The 19,485-nt window shown below is 56.5% G+C and carries 12 protein-coding genes; 5 read left to right on the top strand and 7 right to left on the bottom strand.

All coding sequences use genetic code 11. The features are described 5' to 3' along the window. The first annotated feature begins 382 nt into the window (after positions 1–382). Positions 383–1,570, top strand: coding sequence for a Gfo/Idh/MocA family oxidoreductase (locus ABJK56_RS08445; protein ID WP_347244226.1), 1,188 nt, complete (start codon positions 383–385; stop codon positions 1,568–1,570). A 183-nt stretch (positions 1,571–1,753) separates the two neighbouring features. Here ABJK56_RS08445 and ABJK56_RS08440 read toward each other — a convergent pair whose 3' ends face one another. Beyond that, positions 1,754–2,440 carry a zinc metallopeptidase gene (locus tag ABJK56_RS08440; RefSeq protein ID WP_347244237.1) on the bottom strand — a complete coding sequence of 229 codons (687 nt, stop codon included), beginning with the start codon at positions 2,438–2,440 and terminating at the stop codon, positions 1,754–1,756. Between the two features lie 409 nt (positions 2,441–2,849). Here ABJK56_RS08440 and ABJK56_RS08435 point away from each other — a divergent pair, with 409 nt between their 5' ends. Further along, the gene (locus ABJK56_RS08435) at positions 2,850–4,115 is read left to right on the top strand and encodes a Gfo/Idh/MocA family oxidoreductase (protein WP_347244225.1); all 1,266 of its coding nucleotides are present in this window, start codon (positions 2,850–2,852) and stop codon (positions 4,113–4,115) included. A gap of 217 nt (positions 4,116–4,332) precedes the next feature. Here ABJK56_RS08435 and ABJK56_RS08430 read toward each other — a convergent pair whose 3' ends face one another. Further along, positions 4,333–8,259, bottom strand: a complete 3,927-nt coding sequence (locus tag ABJK56_RS08430; protein ID WP_347244224.1) for a hypothetical protein — start codon at positions 8,257–8,259, stop codon at positions 4,333–4,335. Positions 8,260–8,485: 226 nt separating this feature from the next. On the opposite strand from ABJK56_RS08430, the gene ABJK56_RS08425 reads away from it, so the two are divergent. Further along, positions 8,486–10,186, top strand: a complete 1,701-nt coding sequence (locus ABJK56_RS08425; protein ID WP_347244223.1) for a hypothetical protein — start codon at positions 8,486–8,488, stop codon at positions 10,184–10,186. 260 nt (positions 10,187–10,446) lie between these two features. Here the strand turns inward: ABJK56_RS08425 and ABJK56_RS08420 are convergent, their stop codons facing one another. Both ABJK56_RS08420 and ABJK56_RS08415 read right to left on the bottom strand, forming a co-directional pair. After that, the gene (locus tag ABJK56_RS08420; protein WP_347244222.1) at positions 10,447–11,031 is read right to left on the bottom strand and encodes a thioredoxin family protein; all 585 of its coding nucleotides are present in this window, start codon (positions 11,029–11,031) and stop codon (positions 10,447–10,449) included. 202 nt (positions 11,032–11,233) lie between these two features. Further along, entirely contained in the window at positions 11,234–11,776 is a 543-nt protein-coding gene (locus ABJK56_RS08415; RefSeq protein WP_347244221.1) for a hypothetical protein, read from the bottom strand. Between the two features lie 218 nt (positions 11,777–11,994). On the opposite strand from ABJK56_RS08415, the gene ABJK56_RS08410 reads away from it, so the two are divergent. Continuing rightward, a complete protein-coding gene (locus ABJK56_RS08410; RefSeq protein ID WP_347244220.1) occupies positions 11,995–12,969 on the top strand; it encodes a hypothetical protein in 975 nt (324 codons plus the stop codon). Positions 12,970–13,049: 80 nt separating this feature from the next. Here ABJK56_RS08410 and hpnH read toward each other — a convergent pair whose 3' ends face one another. The 3 genes from hpnH to ABJK56_RS08395 form a co-directional block, all read right to left on the bottom strand. Further along, positions 13,050–14,189: an adenosyl-hopene transferase HpnH gene (gene hpnH, locus ABJK56_RS08405; protein ID WP_347244219.1), complete on the bottom strand. Its 1,140-nt coding sequence runs from the start codon at positions 14,187–14,189 to the stop codon at positions 13,050–13,052. A 27-nt stretch (positions 14,190–14,216) separates the two neighbouring features. Further along, positions 14,217–16,415: a terpene cyclase/mutase family protein gene (locus ABJK56_RS08400; protein ID WP_347244218.1), complete on the bottom strand. Its 2,199-nt coding sequence runs from the start codon at positions 16,413–16,415 to the stop codon at positions 14,217–14,219. 281 nt (positions 16,416–16,696) lie between these two features. After that, positions 16,697–18,004, bottom strand: coding sequence for a Gfo/Idh/MocA family oxidoreductase (locus ABJK56_RS08395; protein WP_347244217.1), 1,308 nt, complete (start codon positions 18,002–18,004; stop codon positions 16,697–16,699). Positions 18,005–18,392: 388 nt separating this feature from the next. Between ABJK56_RS08395 and ABJK56_RS08390 the strand changes: the two genes are divergently transcribed. Further along, the gene (locus ABJK56_RS08390) at positions 18,393–19,418 is read left to right on the top strand and encodes an HDOD domain-containing protein (protein WP_347244216.1); all 1,026 of its coding nucleotides are present in this window, start codon (positions 18,393–18,395) and stop codon (positions 19,416–19,418) included. Positions 19,419–19,485: the final 67 nt, after the last annotated feature.

The raw sequence follows: 19,485 nt of genomic DNA, 5'->3' as shown, positions 1-19,485 counted from the left end.
TGTCCCGGTTTCCGCGATCCACCATAGGGGGCTGCCTCGTTCAGACTGTGAGGGGCTGAGAGCACAATCTCGGCAGAGCGGTCGCGATGCCCTCTGTCCGCAACACCCTGATAGCGATAACCTTAATTGTCCGCTACGACGGGGTGATGGTCTATCCAGGGGAGCAGCCAAAGGTTTTTCATCGAACGAATTGCATGGGCGTCGAATACCAATCCAGATAAAGTTGGCAAACCGGGCTGAGCTTGCGGAAGTAAGCGATTGTTGCTCGGCGGAAACGGTGTTTGGGGCTCTTGCAAAGTTGTCAGAATGAGTTATAACGGCCAACCAAAGGACTAGTCGTATTTCGCAACACGGTGACTGTCGGCATATGGAGGAACAGCTCATGGACACCATCAATGTCGCGTTGATCGGTCAGGGGTTTATGGGACGGTCCCATTCCAATGCGTGGGGGCAGGTGGCCAAGTTCTTCAAGCCGCCTATTAAGCCGATCATGCACACCTCTTTTGGGCAACCGGGTGTGGATCCTGATCCGGCGGGTTTCGCGGCAAATTGGGGCTGGAAGAACGTTTCCACTGACTGGGAATCAGTGGTGAAAAACCCCGAAATCGGTCTCGTGGACATTGTGACGCCCAACTACATGCATGCGCCGGTGGCCAAGGCGGCCATTGCTGCAGGTAAACACGTTGCTTGTGAAAAGCCAATCGCGGGGACGCTTGCCGACGCGCGCGAAATGGTAGAGGCGGCCAAGAAAGCGAATGTGAAGACGTTCGTGTGGTTCAACTACCGCCGGTGCCCTGCCGTGGCACTTGCGCATCTGTTGGTCAAGCAGGGAAAACTCGGCGAGATTCGACATGTTCGCGCTGCTTATCTTCAGGACTGGGCCGACGAGAACGTGCCACTCGTTTGGCGGTTTGATAAGAATCTCGCTGGGTCTGGCGCTCACGGGGACTTGAATGCCCACATCGTCGATATGACGCGGTTCGTGACCGGCCTGGAGATCACGGAGATTGCCGGTGCAATCGCGGAAACATTTATCAAGAAACGGAAACTCCCCAGCGCGGGCTCCACCGGTGCGATCGTCTCTGGTGGCGCTGGCAAAGAGGAATGGGGCGACGTCACAGTGGACGACACCGTCCTCTTTTTGGCGCGATTCTCCAATGGTGCCGTTGCCAGTTTCGAGGCAGCACGTCAGGCTACCGGTAATCAGAACCGCAACATGTTCGAAATCAACGGAACAAAAGGATCACTTAAGTTCGATTTCGAGCGGATGAACGAGTTGCTTTTCTATGATGCCACACTGCCCCGCGCGGTCCAGGGTTGGACGAACATCATGGTCACACATGCTCCGGACCACCCGTATATCGCCAATTGGTGGCCGGATGCCCACATCATCGGCTACGAACACGGCTTTGTGAACCAGGCGTACGATATTCTGCGGGTGATCGCTGGTCAGGAACCTGTGGTGCCAATCCCCGACTTCGAGGACGCATATCAAACGCAACGGGTTCTGGAAGCCGCTTTGATTTCCGCGCGGGAGCGGCGTCCGGTGAAGCTTGACGAGGTGTACTGATCATTGAGGCAGGTTGGGCAGATTGCGAGGGTTTGTGGGCCCTCTAAAAACGCGGCGAAATTTCTCGACAGGAGGTCATGCTCGGGCGCTTTGGACCGAGGAGCGGCAAGTCCAAAGCGCCCTTTTCTCTTTTTAGGGTTGAGCGTTGGGTTGTTTACCCTGCACGCTGTTCAGCGAGCAGTTCTATCGATCGCGATCCCGAGCGGAAACCAGCAGCAGGTAATAGAGCAGCGTGAGGATGGCCTGGAGCGTGGCCGCCACGTACGTCCAGGCCGCCGCGTTGAGCACGCGACTGACGTAGGTCAGCTCCTCGGGAGAAACGATCCCACGTTCCACGAGGAGCTGCTTGGCCCGGCGGCTGGCGTTAAACTCAACTGGCAAGTTGATGACTTGAAAGATCACTACCGCGGAGAAGAGGTAAACCCCTACCCAGGCGAGCCACGTGAGCCCTGCCCCCAGCCCAATGAGAAGCGCGAGAATTCCCAAGCTGCTGCCGAAATTGGCCGCTGGATAAGCGATTTGTGTGATCATGAGTGGTGCATAACCGTGGGCATGTTGGAGGGCATGCCCTGCTTCGTGAGCGGCGATCCCCACTGAAGCGAGACTTCGTCCTCGGTAAACCTCTGGACTGAGACGGATAACGCGCTCGGCCGGGGAGTAATGGTCAGTTAGCTCGCCGGGGACCATATCCACATCCACATCAGTGAGGCCGGCCGAGTTGAGAATCAACCGGGCGGCCTCCGCCCCACTCAGCCGCGCTGGAATCTGCCTCGCCTGCGCATACGTGCTGCGCACCCGGAATTGAGCCCATAGCGCCAAAATGATCGCCGGACTGATGAAAATCAGGTAAAACGGATCAAAGAAAAACATCGGCACGACGTCTTCACCTCCTCAAAAATTTATCGATCCCAGTTTTGACACCATCCCCGGTGTGCTGACCGGGCAAACCCTTTGAATGTGGCAAAGGCCCATCGTGACGACAGGCTTCACCCCAATTGTACGTTGAGTTTTCGGATTGTGTAGATCGGTTGCCTGTTGCAGGATCGGGCTTGCCGATCTAACATGATAGCGGCGCAGTAAAAAAGCCACGCCTCGAGGAAGCCGCCTTGAGCCGGACCACGTGACGCCACCCCTTTGAGCACAGTTGCACGTGTCAAGCAACCTTCCCCGTTTCCTGCAGTCCAAGCTGAATGCCCGGACAGTTAGTTCGGAATCAAAAAATCAAATGCCGTGATTCGGGTGAGGTATTCCTTTAAACGCATTTCGGGAGGACCACGTTATGCCGCAGCTACGCATCTCGCGAAGACAGGCAGTGCAGTCCCTTCTAGCCACGCCATTGGCAGTTCCGTCACTTGTTAAGGCGACGGCTTTAGGACTCGAAGGGGCCACGCCAGCCAGCGAACGGGTGACAGTCGGGCACATCGGAGTGGGAGGACGCGGACGGGACCTGCTTCGCGGGTTTATGACCTGTCCCGGGGCGCAATCCGTCGCAGTCGCCGACGCCTATCGCGACCGTCGGGAAGCGATGGCGGAAATGATCAAGGGCAAGGCCTATGCAGACTTTCGCGAACTGCTGGCTCGCGAGGATATCGATGCTGTGGTGATTGCCACCCCCGATCACTGGCACGTGCCCATTGCTATCATGGCGGCCAAGGCCGGTAAACATGCCTACGTCGAGAAACCACTCGGACTTACAGTCGAGCAGGACCTATTGTGCCGCAAGGTTTTTCAGGAGACCGGTCGCGTCTTCCAGTATGGAACGCAGCAGCGCAGCATGGCTCACTGTCGATTTGGATGTGAGCTGGTCCGCAGCGGAAAGATCGGCGAACTGAAAAGAATTGAAGTGATCGCCCCTGACGGCGGAGCAGGTGGCTCTACTGAGCCGGCACCTGTTCCGCCCGAGCTGGATTATGAAATGTGGATCGGTCCAGCACCCATGAAGCCCTACACGGTGAGCCGGTGCAATCCTCCGGGAACCTACTGGATTTATGACTACTCTATTGGCTTCCTGGCCGGGTGGGGGGCCCATCCTCTGGACATCATGATCTGGGGATGCGACGCAGATTTGGCGGGGCCGATGACGTTTGAGGGAACCGGTGAGATTCCCAAGGAAGGACTGTACGATACCGTGATCCACTGGGACGTGACCGTCCAAATGGGCAATGGAGTCGTGATGACGTTCAAACCAGGGAGCGATTCAACAAAGTTTATCGGTACGGAGGGCTGGGTGGATGTGCGTCGTTCAGGGATTGATGCGGAACCGAAGTCGCTCCTCAAGCTGGAATTGGGGCCCAACGACGTTCATTTGACCCGCAGTCCACGGCACGACCAGAACTTCGTTGAAGCCATCAAATCCGGTGGAAAGGCCATCGCGCCCATCGACGAGGCTGTCAGGTCGGACATCATCAGCCATATGTGTGATATCGCCATCCGCACTGGCCGGAAGATCACGTGGGATCCAAAGAAAGAGGAGATCGTTGGCGACCCAGAAGCCGCCAAGATGTTGTCGCGACCCATGAGGCCACCGTGGAAGCTGGAGGTCTGACTGGCGGCAAACCAGCATAAGGGCGGTTGTGGGTTCAACAAACTGTCCCAGGGACCGGCGCCCGCACGAGTTTCAGGGGGTCATCGGTGACACCGTGTGCGGACAGCGCGCGGCGACGGCTGCGGTGCATCCAGACCGCAACGAAGGAGGGATTTGCCTCAGCCCGAGGTGGGCAGAAAGGGAAAGTCAAACGTCTGCACCAACCGGATAAGCCTCGTTAACGCACGTTGGCGGTCGGAGAAGATTGCGGCGGCTTCGAAACCGTGTACACCCACCGGGGCTCGCGGCTCTCGATGCGCAGGTCGGCCCAGCATCCCCAGTCGCCGACGGAGTTGCCTGCCGATCCGACGTCGGCCACGAGTTTGAGCCTAACGGTTTGTCCCGCCCAGGGACTCAGGTCAATCTCCCAGGGACGCCATGCGTGTTCGCGTTGAGTGATTTCTCCCAGAAGCGTTGGCCTGCCGGCAGTGTCAACCAGGTAAACCTGGTAGAGGATGCCGTCTCCGGGATCGCTTCCGTCGCCCTTCCCCACGCTACACCGTAAACAGGCGGGGATATTCTGCGGGAGATGAACTGGTTCTAGAATGGCTGCCACATAACCTATGCCGCCGCGATACGGCGGATGCATAAAGAGAGACGATTTTTCCACGCCTCCGCAAGAGGTTTTCCTTTTATCCGCGATGGCACCTGTCGCAGGGTCAACGGGGACTTCGTTCTCACCTCGCACGCATTGTGCGGTAGATTCAATCTCAGGAAACGGCGCAACTTCCACAAGCTGGCGTCTTGCCGCCAGTTGCCACATCTGGCAGAGGGTGAAACCGTAAGCGGTAAGTTCCACCGGTACCGTTACGACGCCCTCTTTTTCCGGAGGGTCGAAAGGAAGGGAAAGCACCGTCCAACTTTGCGGGGATAGTTTAACCTGGCGACTGATTTCTCCCAGTTTTACTTGGAAAAGTTTTTCGTCCGGCAAATTTGTACGCAGTGACAGCAACCATTTCTGCTCGACGGCGTCCACCTGGAGATCGACCTCTGCCAGTGGAACGACATGAAAGTCCAACCAGTGTCCATCGTGCGAATACCACAGGAGACTTCCCGTTTGGGCATCGAGGGGAAGAGTCCAGGATTCAGGATGTTGCCCTTCGATCTTGACGGTCTCCCCAGGTACGACCATTTCCCGATCGCAGGTCAGGCCCGTAGCCGGTGGTGGTTCAGGGATGAGCCGGTAACTGAAGGCTGGACTCCTGGGAACAACGTGGACAAATCCACGGGAGAACCTCACCTCAACCGGTTGGCCCTCCCTACCCTCTTCATCAAGGCTGATTCCCCGAGCTGATTGGCCGTTCAGTTTGACGGCCATGACGGTGCAGTCGAGGGGAATCAACTCGAAACTTCCGTCAGGTTTCGGCAGCAGAACCAGTTGGCCATCACAGAGGGCGCGGGGAAAACGGGTGATTGTTCCGCGACCGTTGGCATAGATGTAGGTCGGAGATTCCACGTAGTCGCCACGGTGCCCGTCTATAAGTGCCGAATACGCGAGCAGGCGACCATCGGGAAATTCTCCCCGCGCAGACCAACCGTTTGGGGGCAAAGTCAAGTTCATTTCCGCAATGTGCCATGAATCGCGGGGATGACCATTCACCCACAGTTCGAGGCCGTTCGAGTACTTCACATACACCTGGGACCTGCGGTATGCTCCTGTGAGCAGGGCTCGGCTGGTCGGTTCCAAGTCTCCGTGCTCATTGCAGTAACGAATATCCGTGACTGTTTCCTGGGCATAACGGGCGTGAATCTGTTGAACTGAGTAATAGCTTCGAATGGCGTTGGCCATGCCGCCTTCCATGACGAGAAAACCTGTGTGACCGAAAGCAAGTGTGGCAGCCAGAAAGCGATCCAAGGCTTCTTCTTCGTTCAAATGAGGATGACCCTGTGGATAGAACATCCCCAGGTTACCCATACCGAAATTGCAACACAGCGGGTGTAGCTTCCGTAGATCGAAGTCGACCAGCCAGGGATTGACGTCGAGTCGCGCGAGTTGGTCCTGACCATAGTTGCCGTCCGTCAGACCGCAGTAATACCAGTGGTTGTTCCCTTCGCTGTAAACCGGTCCGTTCCAGGTGGTCTTTTGGTGGAGCATGATCTCACCGTAGGCATAAAACGTGGCGGCAAATGTTCCTGCTCCCGGTACTCGGGCGTCGAAGTCACAGTAATCCCACGGACGCACGGCCGTATGGACGTCACAGTATGCGGTGCTGAGATGGAATTTTTCTTGAATGATGGGGGCCAGTTTGGCCTCGAATTCCACCGCTCGGGCTGGCTTGAGGTTGTAACAACGTGGCCACGCCCGTCGCCAATTACCATCTGATAGCCGCGTGACGCAGTCCTCATTCCAAAACTCATTGACCGGAGCGTAGTCTGTATAGTTGTTGTAAATGCCGTAGAGAAGTCCCAGCTCGTGCATTTTTTGGGCGTACCAACGCTGCCCTTCGTCACCTCCCTTTCCCGGTGCAGCACGGGTGCGCAGGGTAAAACTCTCGCCACCATCTCGCCAGCCTGTTTCGTGATCAGTAACGACGATTTTCGTCATCCCGTAGCGAGCGACGCGCTTCCACAGCTCGTAATCACGCTGGCGGTTCGATGCCCCATGCGCTCGCCAGACTCGCTCCCCGGCCACATGCATCCAGGGGGACTTGGGATTTGGAACATTCGGCAAGACCTCCTCAAATCGGGGCGAGACTGTTAGGAAGATCCGTTCAAAGCAGTCATTGAGTTGGCCGTCTGTCCTGGGTAGATAACGGGCACCTCCGTTGTACACGAGATGGTGTGGGGAGGGATCATTAAGAGCGAAGAGCGCCGAGGCGTTTGAACGGTAGTAGTCCACAAGCCCCATCATGAACAGAGGCGTGCGTTCATCACCCGCCACAACAACAGCCGGCCGTTGGGCATCACAAGTGAGGTACGGCAGGGTGACCAGTCTTGGAGAAGGAATCCCTTCCGCATATCCAAACTGTACCTCTCCCACCTTGCCACCGCGACACGCGATATCGATGACGAGGCTTTTCTGCCACAGCCGAAATGTGTACGTTACCTCTGTGCTGAGACCTTCGGCCTCCGCCAGCCACTGCGTCACGACCTGCTGGTCTTCTCTATGGCAGTCGAGCAGCCTGTATTTGGGTTCTCCCATTCGTCCATCTGGTAACCGAAGCCGAATCCCTCCATTGACCATCGGTCGGAACGTCAACCCGTTTGACCAAACCACGGTTATGTCGCCCCAATGTCCTTCCCGAGGTTGGTAGCGATACGCAAAACGGCAGTCTGCTCCTTCGTAGCGGAATTCAAACGCATCGCCCGTTTCGACAACTTCGCTGCGGTACGGCTGCGTGAGCTGGTCGGGAAGGATCGTCTCTTCACGCGTGGGGAAAGGAAGGACACCGGGACCGGTGTTTGTGCCGGTGGTCTGACCTTCCGGCAGGGTGAGGGGACGACGGGGCCGCGGCACGAAAACCAGGGGCGGCAGCGGCTCCAGGTATGGTGTGAGATTGTCGAAATACAGAACTCGATCTTCGACATTCGTACCCCCGCTGATTTCGATCCCCTCCACGACCCCCCCGTGGTTCAGGCTCTTGGCATCTTCCGAACGAAGGCGGGTGTGGACGAGAAACCATTCCCGCCAGTACACACGCCCCATGTCGGCTCGGATAGATTGACCGTCCGGGGACTTCAAGAGGACGGTGATCTGCACTTGGGGCGTGCTCGGATCTGGCTCCCATGCCCAGTTGTTGCCGTAAATCCACACGTTGATGGAATCCACAGGACCTGAAAACGGGACAGGTTGTGGCGGCCTGACAATGACTGTGGGATTCGGACCAGTTCCCCGATAGATGAGCTTGCCGACGTACTTTCCCCAAATCTGTTGCTCCCGCGAGCGTCTGAACTCGGCCACCGCGTTTCGCGTTTCCACAGTCCATCCTTCGAGGTTTTCAAAGTCGATCAGTGGTGGCCGCGTGTCTTCGGTACGCCCCGCCCAATCCATTTCGTACGGGCGCTTTCCCACAACATCCTCCCCCTCACAAGAGAAAGAGTAGGACTGTGTCCCAAGCAGAATTCCCAAAAGGATCAAGTATTTCCAGCAGGTTGTGGGATCCATGGACGTCTCCCTGGAGAACCACGGTTTGATCGTCGGCCTTAGCCCACCCTTTGGGGGAAAACGTGGCGAGGACGGTGAACGAATTGAGTTGGAAGCCGACGTGTTCAGCTCGGGGCCACTTGTGCCCAGCGGGCAAAGGAAAGACAATTCCTCCGGGTCGTGGCCTATTATGTTCCGCCTTCTCCGAAAAAGCGAGAGGGCGCGGCTCTGTGAGGAGGAATCTGCCATGCGCTCTGTGTCACACCGCAATCTTGTTCTGCCGTTTTTGGTGATGCTGGGGAGCATTACCGGCGTTTGGGTTAACCAAAAACTGATTGCCGGGGAGGATGCCCCCTACCCTGACCGCTGGGTCTGGGTGTTCGGCTTCGGCTTGGGACGAGACAGTGATGTCGCCGCGGTGATTCAATTGCTAGATCGGGCGGGCAAAAGCGGCTACACTGGTGCAGCCGTTTCTTTTGGGCTGGACAGCCTCTGCAAGCGAGATGAGACCTTCTTCAAAAGACTTGAGGAGGTTAAAGCGGCCTGTGCTCGGAATCACCTGGACCTGATTCCGTCCATTTTCTCGGTAGGCTACGGGGGCGGTATTTTGGCACACAACAAGTACCTGGCGGAAGGCCTACCCGTTAAAGACGCCCTGTTCGAAGTCCGCGGAAACGAGGCACGGCTAATCCCCGATCCACCGGTAGAGATTCAGAATGGGGGCTTTGAAGAATATTCAGGAAATCGCTTCAAGAGTTGGCGCTTTCATGATCAGCCGGGGGAAGTGAGTTTCGTGGATACCGCGGTAAAGCACAATGGCCAGGCGTCACTGCGAATGGAGAACTTTCGGGCGAATCCTTACGGCCACGGCCGCGTCATGCAGGAAGTTCGTGTGCACCCCTATCGGTGCTACAGGATGAGCCTGTGGGTCAAGACGGAAGAATTGCAGCCTACCAGCGCGTTCATGGTCCAGGTGCTGGCAGACAACCGGACACTGGCTCCGATTGAATTCAATTTGCCTCCGACGACTGACTGGACGAAACTCGTACTTGTTTTCAACAGTCATAAATTTGATGTGGTCCGCGTCTACGCTGGCGTGTGGGGTGGTCGCAGCGGACGGTTCTGGATCGACGACTGGAGCATCGAGGAAATGGGGCCGATTAATGTCCTGCGTCGCCCGGGAACGCCCGTCACGGTCAAGAGCGAGGATGGCTCAATCGTTTACGAAGAAGGTCGCGATTATCAACGGCTGGAGGATCCGAATTACAGTCCCTATCGGGTGGACCGCCCTGCCCTGCCGCTGCGGCTGATGCCGGGAAGCCGGATCAAAGATGGACAGCGACTCCGAGTGAGCTGGTATCACTCCCAGAAAATCCACGATTCGCAGGTGACGGTTTGCATGGCCGAGCCGGAGCTTTACGAAATTTTTGATCACGAGGCGGCCCTCCTGGCAAAGTATGTCCATCCTAAAAAAGTGATCCTCAGTATGGATGAGATCCGGATGGGCGGTACCTGCGAAGCCTGCCATGGTCGTGACATGGGGGAACTGCTGGGCGAGTGTATCACACGGCAGGTGCAGATTCTCCGAAAATACATGCCCGATGTGCAGGTGTATATCTGGTCGGACATGCTCGACCCCAATCACAATGCGCACGGGGATTATTACCTTGTAGAGGGCGATTTTACTGGAAGCTGGAAGCATGTTCCTAAGGATCTTGTCATCGCCGTGTGGGGCGGGGCTCCGCGTCCCAAGAGCGTGCAATTCTTTGCTGAGCAGGGGTTCCCCATGCTCATCGCCTGTTACTACGACGCTCCCAACCTCGAAGACGTGAAGAAATGGGCAAACACTGTGCAAGGTATCCCGGGCGTGCGTGGCTTCATGTACACGCCATGGACCCGAAAATACGATCTCTTAGAGGAGTTCGCAGAGCTTCTGTGGGGCCGCTAAGCCCGCACGGGAGACTTAACCTCCAATATCCCGATGACGTGAACGACGGTCCACCGGGTCACTGGAAAAGGTTGATCGCGTGCCAGCGACCGGTTGCCGTACTGAGAACGGAGAGGCTGTCACCTTGCCGTGCCAGCACATAGGACGAGGGAGTGCCAGGCCTGAGCGAGGCTTTAGGGGACCAATTCTTTCCCGAAGTCTGAGCACGTCCCCCCGCGCAGCAAAGCGGAGGCCAATGGTGGAGGCCAAAAAGTCCCAAACTACGCAGAGAAATAGTCCGGCTCATTGCCGGGTTTCCATTTGATGTTACAACCCAGGCTGGGCTTTTGATCGGCTGGCACCGGCTGACCGGCAAGAACAGCCTCTATGGCGGCTCGCAGATCTTTTCCGGTGACGGGGATTCCGTTTCCCGGACGACTGTCGTCATATTGTCCCCGGTACACCAAGCGACGCTCCTTATCGAACAGGAAAAAGTCGGGGGTGCAGGCCGCTCGGTAAGCCTTGGCCACCTCCTGTGTCTCGTCGTACAGATATGGGAAAGTGTAGCCGCGAAGTTTCACCTCTTCCCGCATCTTTTCTGGCGAGTCGTCCGGATAACTCGTGGCATCGTTGGAGTTGATCCCGACAATGGCCACCCCTTTGGCCTGGTATTCTTTTGCAAACTCCGCCAGGTGATCGGCGATGTGTTTGACGTAAGGACAGTGATTGCACAGGAAGATGACCAGCAGCGCGGGGGCACCGTCGAAATCAGAAAGTCGCACGATTCGCCCCTCGGTATCCGGCAAAGCGAAGTCCGGTGCCTTGGCCCCAAGCGGGAGCATCATGGTGCTGGCTGTGCGAACCATCGAATCATCCTCCTTTTTTTCGCTTTCGAATACGACGGGCGAAACGTTCACCCATCAACTGACTTCTTTTCATCGTGTAAGCTACCTTTGCATATTCTACGCTGTCGGAAAAGAAGTCCAGGCCACAGGCCCGATGAAATGAGGGGCGAATCGCCGGCCAGTGGTAGCGAGAGCAGGTGTAGCTGGTGTCCGGCGAGGATTTTCAGAGTCCGCGCGAGCCGCTATCAACCCCGTCCTCCAGCAACTGCCGGATCTCGCCGCTTTCCAGGGCCATCTTGAATGCATCAAGGTCTGGATAGATGCGGTGGCTAAGAAACTTGACAACCCAGTTGTGCCGCATAGGGCTGATGGTGACCACCACCGCTCCATGGCGATAGGCCTCCCACATTTCGATGGCCGTTCCCATTGAGGCCTGAGGTAGATAAGCGATCAGGAGGTCCACTGTGCGACACATCTCGTTATGGAAGAAAAAGACTTCCCGACCAGTTCGTCGGTCATATTCCAAAGAATTTTTGTGATCGGCGAGGGGATCGTAAACATCAGCCTCGGGAAAGTGTTGCCGCAGCAGCTGTTTAAGCTCCCCCCGATAATCTTGCGGCACCAGCCCCTTGTCAATCATGGATCCCTGCATGACCCCTGCGAGAAAAACTTTCCACCGGGTGGGAATCGACGCTGCTGGTTGCTGTGGTGGTCCGATTGTTTCTTTCCGGGACAATTGCTCGAGCGGTGCGTTCTCGTGCGTCATCGTGGGTGCTCCTTTATGCTTCTCATTCGCCACAAGGCGGGCGACTGCCGCAAACTTTTCCTAGCTGTTATTAAGCGTTTGTCTTCTCGTTTCTGGGAACTCAAAACAGAAGCGAACGGGCGTCGCAAAGGTCAATTAGCGGCTATGGTTGAATAGCCCCCCAAACCCCGCGAATTCCCTCCTTGAGCATACCCCTTCGTCAGTAGGAGTCGAGACACGTGATGCCGAAATTCTGGCTCCAAATCGCTCCGCTGGTCACGCTTGGCCTATTTGTCGGGCTGGCTATTTACCGCTATCCCAACGTCAACGACCGCATTTGGCAAATGGTACAGGCGAAGGACCGCCTGGTCAAAGAGGGGACGGCCTCGCGGAGAGCGGCTTTTGCTTTATCAGAAAGTCAGGGCGAGTTCTCGGGCGGTGGCTCGAACACGATGACCATAACTGGCCCCCGGGAATCGCCTATGATCGCCAGTCGGGAAACCATTAGTCAACCCGATGTGACGAATGCGCGGATCTCTGCGACGGGCTGGAATAACTTGGAAATTTCTCCGATCGTGGCAGAAAATCGGGGCGATTCAGGCAGCAAACAGGGAAATGGTGGTTTGTCGCGCAACGCCGACCCCAATTTGGAGGCGGTGCATGCCTTGCAGATCACGACGGCAGTCCCCCCTCGGATGGCGATAGCGGTTCCCTCGTCATTGGTGGATCCGCTTCGCGACAGCGCGGGAACCCAACCAAATCGGGCGGAGCCGGTACCGGCAGAGAGCTTTGGCGTCGCACGCCCATCCGTAGCACAACGCGGTTCGACGGGGGGTGCTTCAGAGGTAGTGTCTGGCGAAGCGGAAACGTCGCGAAAGAGTCCCAGAGGGGTGGAGACACCCGAGGATGGCGGCGACGTGCCCCAGCTTGTGCCGATCGAAGGATTTCGACGACGATCAAAGGAGGACTCCGAGAGACCTCCGCGAGTGAAGTTTCAGATGCTCGATGCGCAGCCAAGCGTGGCACGCAAGATGGAGCAGCCGCCAGTTGTGGAAACCGACCTACCGCTCGTAACAATTGTCAAAAGTCCATGGTTCGCGTCGGAAAAACCGCAGCGTCTACCGCCTGTCGATCAATCTTTGCCTGCTCCTCAGGTACTTTCCCCTTCGGAATGGATCCCCACCGTGCCCCTGTATCCTTCCACAGGCCGATAGTTGCGACTGGCACCACTAAACACTAACTTCTATCCGACTTTCATCAATTCTTGTTTGCGACGGCGAACCTGGAAGAGGTGTCACCGGCCAAGCTGCCAGAGCGCCAGGCTGAGGCTATCGCGAAGGGATTTTTGAGCAGCAAAAACAGCCCCGGTTTCAAATCCATAATGGACGAGGCAATTCTCGCACCGGGGATCGCGACCGGGACCTAGGCTCTGCCATGGGGTCTTTTCCTGCCATTCTCGAAACGTACAAAAATGGCCATCGGTAATGAGATAACAGGGAGACTTCCAGCCGCACACATTCCGTGTGGGTGAGGCCCAGGCGGCACACGGCAAATCACGTAAGCCCATCAGAAAGTCGAGGTAAAGGGGAGAATTGATCAACCGGAACCGCCGTAGCTCGTTTTTGACCGACAGAAATTTCTTGGCCACTTCCGCCCGCGTCAAAAAAAGGGACCGTTCCTGCGACATTAAGTTTTCGGCGTTTTTCTGTTCCATGGGAGCTAATGCTATGCCGAACTCCTTTGGGGCGGAGAGACAACCTCCTGGGGCAAGCCGGGTCCTTTCTGCAATGGATGCGCTGGAAACCGGTGCCGATTGAAGACATTCGTAGGGATAGGCCGGGGAAAGCAACATGCCGTCTACACGGAGCTCGGTTAAATATTCCAGCAGCACGATCACTTCATGCATATCTGTGCAGGCGTAAATGGTGGTATTGGTGGTCACCCGCATTCCCGCTTCTTTGGCCAGACGGATAGCGCGGATTACCTCACGAAAAGTACCAGGCCGACCGGTGATGGTGTCGTGAGTGTTCTCCAGACCGTCGATATGGACGTTCCAGGTGAGGCCTTCTGTGCGTGGGAGGCGGTCCAGCCAGCGTGGAATAAGCAACCCGTTGGTACACAGGTAAATGAACCGCTTTTGGGACAGCAAGCCCAAGACAAGACGATCGAGATCCCGATATAGAAGTGGTTCTCCCCCGCACAAGCTAACCACGGGTGCATCACATTCCTGTGCCGCGTCCAGACATTCCTCCAGAGACATCTGGTGATGAGCCATCGCCGCGTATTCGCGAATTCGGCCACACCCTTCGCACGCCAGATTACAGGCAAACAGAGGTTCGAGCATGAGCACGAGGGGAGGTCGAGTGAGTCTGCGCATCCGCGAGCGGAGCAGATGCATACCCATTGTTTTTACGAGTGACCAGGGAAATCGCACGAGATAGAAGTCCTTTCTTGACAGTTTTTATGCACTTCGCAACTCTGAGGACGGGTTATCCTCATCGGGAACGAGCACACGCAGTTCAGGAAGGTCGAGTTCTTCAAGATAAGGTGCGTTGGTGGCTGCAAACCGTGCCAGTGCCATCAGCGGGAAGTAAACAGGATAATGATGATACCGCAGGTAAAAGACACGTGGGAATCCTGTTCCGGTGAAGGCTTCTTCTTGCCAAGTGCCGTCACTCTGTTGACGATCGAGCAGATAACGCACGCCTCGCAGAACAGCGGGGTGTTGTGACTTACCAGCGGCTAACAGACCCAGGATGGCCCACGCTGTTTGCGACGGAGTACTTGGGCCCGCTCCGCGCTTCGCGGGATTGTCGTACGTTTCGGGTGTTTCTCCCCAGCCGCCATCGGGAAGTTGATGTCCGATAAGCCACGTCGCGCCGGCGAGCACACAGGGATCATTCTCGGAGACACCCACGGCACATAAGCCTGCAAGGGCCAGCCAGGTGCCGTAAATGTAGCTGACTCCCCACCTTCCTAGCCAGCTTCCGTCTGGCTCCTGAACTGCTCTGAGATAATGCACGGCGCGATCGACCGCCGGATGCCCCAGGCGGTAACCAAGAGTCCCGAGAGCCTCGAGGACGCGCCCTGTCACGTCCGGCGTGCTCGGATCGATCATTGCGTTGTGATCGCCAAAGGGAACATGGGTAAGAACCTGACAGCAATTATTTCGATCAAAAGCCGCCCAGCCACCGTCATCGTTCTGCATGGCAAGCAGCCACTTAAGCCCGCGATCGATTGCACCCGTTGCTTCGGCAAGCACTTCCTCTCGGGATAGCATCTCCGCCCGGTCGGTGGATAAATTGCTGGAACGGTTAGTTTGGCCGTTACTTCGGACTGGTTGATGGATCAATTCCCATTGAGGAGGGAACAGATCCGCGTGAGGGATTTCGTTCTGGAAGAGGCTCGCCAGTGCCAGCAGGACGGCAGCGGTGTCATCGCAGTCCGGATAATGATCGTTGGCATATTCGAAACACCATCCGCCGGGTTCGGCCTGGGTTCGAACAGACCAGTCGCCGGGCTTGAGAATCTGGCGCCCCAGGAGCCACTGCACGCCTTGCCGCAAAGATGGATGGTCGATCCCCAGCCCCGCTTCCCTCAAACAGCGGATGGCCAATGCCGTGTCCCAAACGGGAGATAAACAGGGCTGCACGCGGGCCGTCTGATTGTCGTCGCCGTAGATGATCAGTTCTTCCACATGCCGCCATCCGGCCCTCATCAGCAGACTTTCCTCGTCATATCCGAGGGCCTTAAGAGCAATAAGGCTCCAGACCATGGCGGGATAGATTGCTCCCAGACCATGACTTCCCTCAAGGCGTTGCCGAATCCAGCACTCGGCGGTGCGGAGGGCCCTGTTACGCCATGGCACAATCTGGTGACGATCGAAAAGCTTGTAAAGGCGGTCAACAGCCGAAAAGAATCTGCTCCAGAACCACTCCAGAGGTCCCGACCGTGATCCCCTGGTCAGAGGCCAATTCTCCGGGCGGGTAAGAAATAGTTCGCGAATTCCCTTTTCGGGTGAAAGGTTTCGGACGGGTTTCAATGCCCAGATGATGGAAAGCGGCACAACCATGGTGCGCGACCATGCGCTCAGCGAATAAAGATTGATCGGAGACCAGCGGGGCAGGAGCACAAGCTCCGGCGGAACAGCAGGACAGGCCGAATAGGGGATTTGTCCAAGGAAAGCGAGATAAAACCGGGTGAAACTATTGACCGACTCAGCCCCACCCCGGGCAAGAATGGCATCCCGAGCCCGGCGCATGGGCTCGGCATTCAGGTCAAACCCCGCGATTTTGAGGGCGAAATAGGCTTTAACGGTGGCACTCAAGTCCAGAGGACCACCCGGATAAAGAGTCCACCCCCCTTCCGGTGTCTGTGTCTCGAGAAGCCGCGATGCCAAAAGCGAAACCAATTCGCTCGATTCTCGATGGAAAAAAGCTAGTACGAGAATGGTCTCGCTTTCGAGGATGCTGTCACCTTCCAGTTCGGCCCGCCAATGGCCATCCGGATACTGCCGATTGAGCAAAAACCACCGTCCCCGTGACACGCTCCGCCTCAGTTGGGATTCGAGCGCGGAACGACGGCGCGCCATGCAGACCAGTCGGAGCCGATTCCCTTCTCTCGGGCTGCCATTATCGCCTCCCTGCCAGGGCTCGTCCATGCGCACGTTCTCCTATTGTCATTCACTTCCATAAAAAGCAGTTCGCCCACCTAGCTTAACTAGCTTACGGCGGGAGCTCGGATTTCGCAACAGAAGATCGATGCGTCGCTCCAGTTTTTAGCGATAAACGCATACCGGAACGACTATTGAGCGTCGAGATTGCGAGGCCTTGGCCGCGCACACGAAACCCATGCAGGTGTCCACATACGAAAGCTCGCCCGCTACCAGTTGGGTAGGCAGCGACTTGTTCATTCGTTTTCTTAACATCTGAAGGCGAGGTTTCAGATGCTGGGCAACTGCCAGGGATCCCGGCGAGGTTCTCTGCGAATCCCGTCCAGCCAGTCATTGGCCTCGGCGGGTTCTACGAATTTCCAGTTTCGTGGATCCCATTTCAGACGCTTGCCCGTCCAGTAAGCGAGATTACCCAAATGACAAACCGTTACAGAGCGGGCCCCTACTTCTACCGGGCAAATGGGCTGACGGTTCTCCCGAATAGCATTCAGCCAGTCGCGGTGGTGACCGGGCGATTCATAGAGTCGGATTTTTTCACTGTCCTTGAGTGGTTCCTTGACGACGTCCTCGGGCCAGCTTTGAAGCTTTCCACGATCAACGTACACCACGCCGTCGGTTCCGACAAAATTGACTCCTCCACGACCTTCATATCCGCCATGAATGAGCTCGACGCCATTCGCGTAAATCCAGCGGACTCCCTGGCCTTTCTCGGGATCATCGGGAGGGATCACTTCCACCGGCCCTGAATCGTCCATGCCTAGGCCCCATTGAGCGATGTCAAAATGATGGGCACCCCAGTCCGTCATGCCACCGCCCGAATATTCCCGATATGCCCGCCAATTTGGAAAGTGATTATGAACTCCGCGTGGGCTGAGAACTGAGTTATATGGCCGCATCGGGGCCTGACCCAACCACATATCCCAATCGAGACCGGGTTCCATGGGTTCTTCGGGCAGGTCGCACCAGCGGCTCGGTCCACCCACCGCCGCGTAGACCTGTTTAATTTTTCCGATCCGGCCATTTCGCACAGCCTCGCACGCAATCCGAAATTCTCGGCTGGAACGCTGTTGGCTACCCGTCTGAAAGACAACCCCATACTTGTTGACCGCATCGATGCACAGTTTCGCCTCAGCGATGGTCAGAGTCAATGGTTTTTCGCAGTAGATGTGTTTCTTCGCCTTGCAGGCGTCCACGATGGGATGCGTGTGCCAGTGGTCGGGAGTGGCGATGACCACGGCGTCAATATCCTTTCGGGCGATCAACTCACGATAATCGTTGTAACCAGCGCAATCCTTGTTGCCATAAGCTTTATTGACTTTTTCGACGGAGAAGTTTCTTCTCGTCGTATCTACTTCGCAGACGGCCAGAACGTGAACGTCCTGCATGCGAAGAAACGAATCGAGATGATACTGATTCTGTTTTCCCATTCCAATGAAGCCGAGCGTGAGCCGTTCGCTGGGGGCTGGTTGCTCGGCTGAACCCAACGCAGAACGCGCAATAATCGTCGGCAAAGCAATCGCGGCTGCCGACGTTTTAAGCATATCCCGGCGGGAGAGTGAGGCATTCCGGCGACTCATAGCGAATTCCTCCATTACTTCGGTGGGCCTTATCGGTGAGATGGTAACGAACCGCACACGTCCTGCAAAAACTTCATCCGTAGGCACCCAGCAATTTTGGGAGGCCTGATGATCTTGTGACGGGGCAAAGCGTGCATATGTTTGAATCCTTCATCACGATAATTCGTCACCCGCGGTAAAACAAGAGTCCCGCTTTTTCCCTGAATCGAGATCGGTACGTCGAACCACTTCGTGCGCAGACGTACGGTGTTGGGGTGCGGGGTTTCAGCCCGACTGGCAAGAGCCGCACGGGATCCGCTGAGTAAGCTATACTTTCAACGAGTGATGTGCTACCTCGTCTGGGTGATGGCCTTTTTGCCGCATTGAGACGGCAAGTAGAGGTTGTGACATGCAAGAGCCGCAAATCTTTTCCCGGGGTGCGGATGAGCATCCCGTGGGGTCGGAACCCTGTGCAGCGGCACCATGTGGTCCAGCGCAGATTCTGGCCCGACTGGACGAACTTCATTCTTCACCCGGGGCTGCCTGGCGGGCAGTTCAGATCCTCAAAGATCCGGACTACGATGTTCATGAGGTGGAGTCCATCCTAGAATCAGATCCAGGTTTGAGCGCATCCATTTTGCGGCTGGTCAACTCATCCGCGTTTGGGCTGCCCCGCAATGTCACCAATATTCGGCAGGCGATCATGCTGCTTGGGGCACGATCACTGCGGTTGGCCGTATTGAGTTTTGGACTTGTCCACAGGCTGACACGGGGCACACCCATGGAAGTATTCGATGATTTTTGGAGGCGGGCACTGACGACCGCCGTGGTGGCGGGAAAACTTGCCCGACGAGAAAGCGCTACCAATCCCGAAGATGCTTACTGTGCGGGGCTTCTGGCCGAAATCGGCGTTCTGACGTTTTGCCAGGTGGACACCAGAAAATATCTGAACTTGTACCTCAAACACCGACATTGCCAAGATCTTCCAGTGGCGGAGGAAGAACACTACGGCTTCGATCACGCAACCTTGGGGGCATGCTTGCTCGACCGCTGGGGGTTACCCAATCCGTTGGCTTCAGCCGCATCTTGCCATCACCAACCAGATCGATGTAATACCCCGCTGTTGCAGGCAGTTCATGCGGGGACGCTGCTCGCTGACGTACTATGGATGCCCCGGTCACCACTTCTGCCAAGAGCCCGCCAATGGTTGGAAAAACACTTTGGGGTGGACCTGGATGGCTTTATTGGCCTGGCCAACGAGTGTAAAGAGGAAATCCTCGATAGTGCCGAGTTTTTCTCCGTGAAGTTGAAAGGCCGTATTGATGTCTCGGCGTTGAAAAAGGAGGCTTTTGAAATCTTCAAAAAGGCAGCTTTAGAAACAGCCTTAGAGTACGACTCGATCACCGCGGTTCTCGAGCAGCGTTACACGATGTGACACGGCACCGCCTGGTGAGCCACTTCAGCCACCTCTTTAGAGGCTGTAGATCTACGAGGCAGCGAAA

Origin of the sequence: Thermogutta sp. (genome assembly GCF_039793925.1) — a bacterium.
In the GTDB taxonomy this organism is placed as follows: Bacteria; Planctomycetota; Planctomycetia; order Pirellulales; family Thermoguttaceae; genus Thermogutta.
The sequence above is the reverse complement of the archived record's forward strand: the minus strand, read 5'-3'. Positions and strand labels throughout refer to the sequence as shown.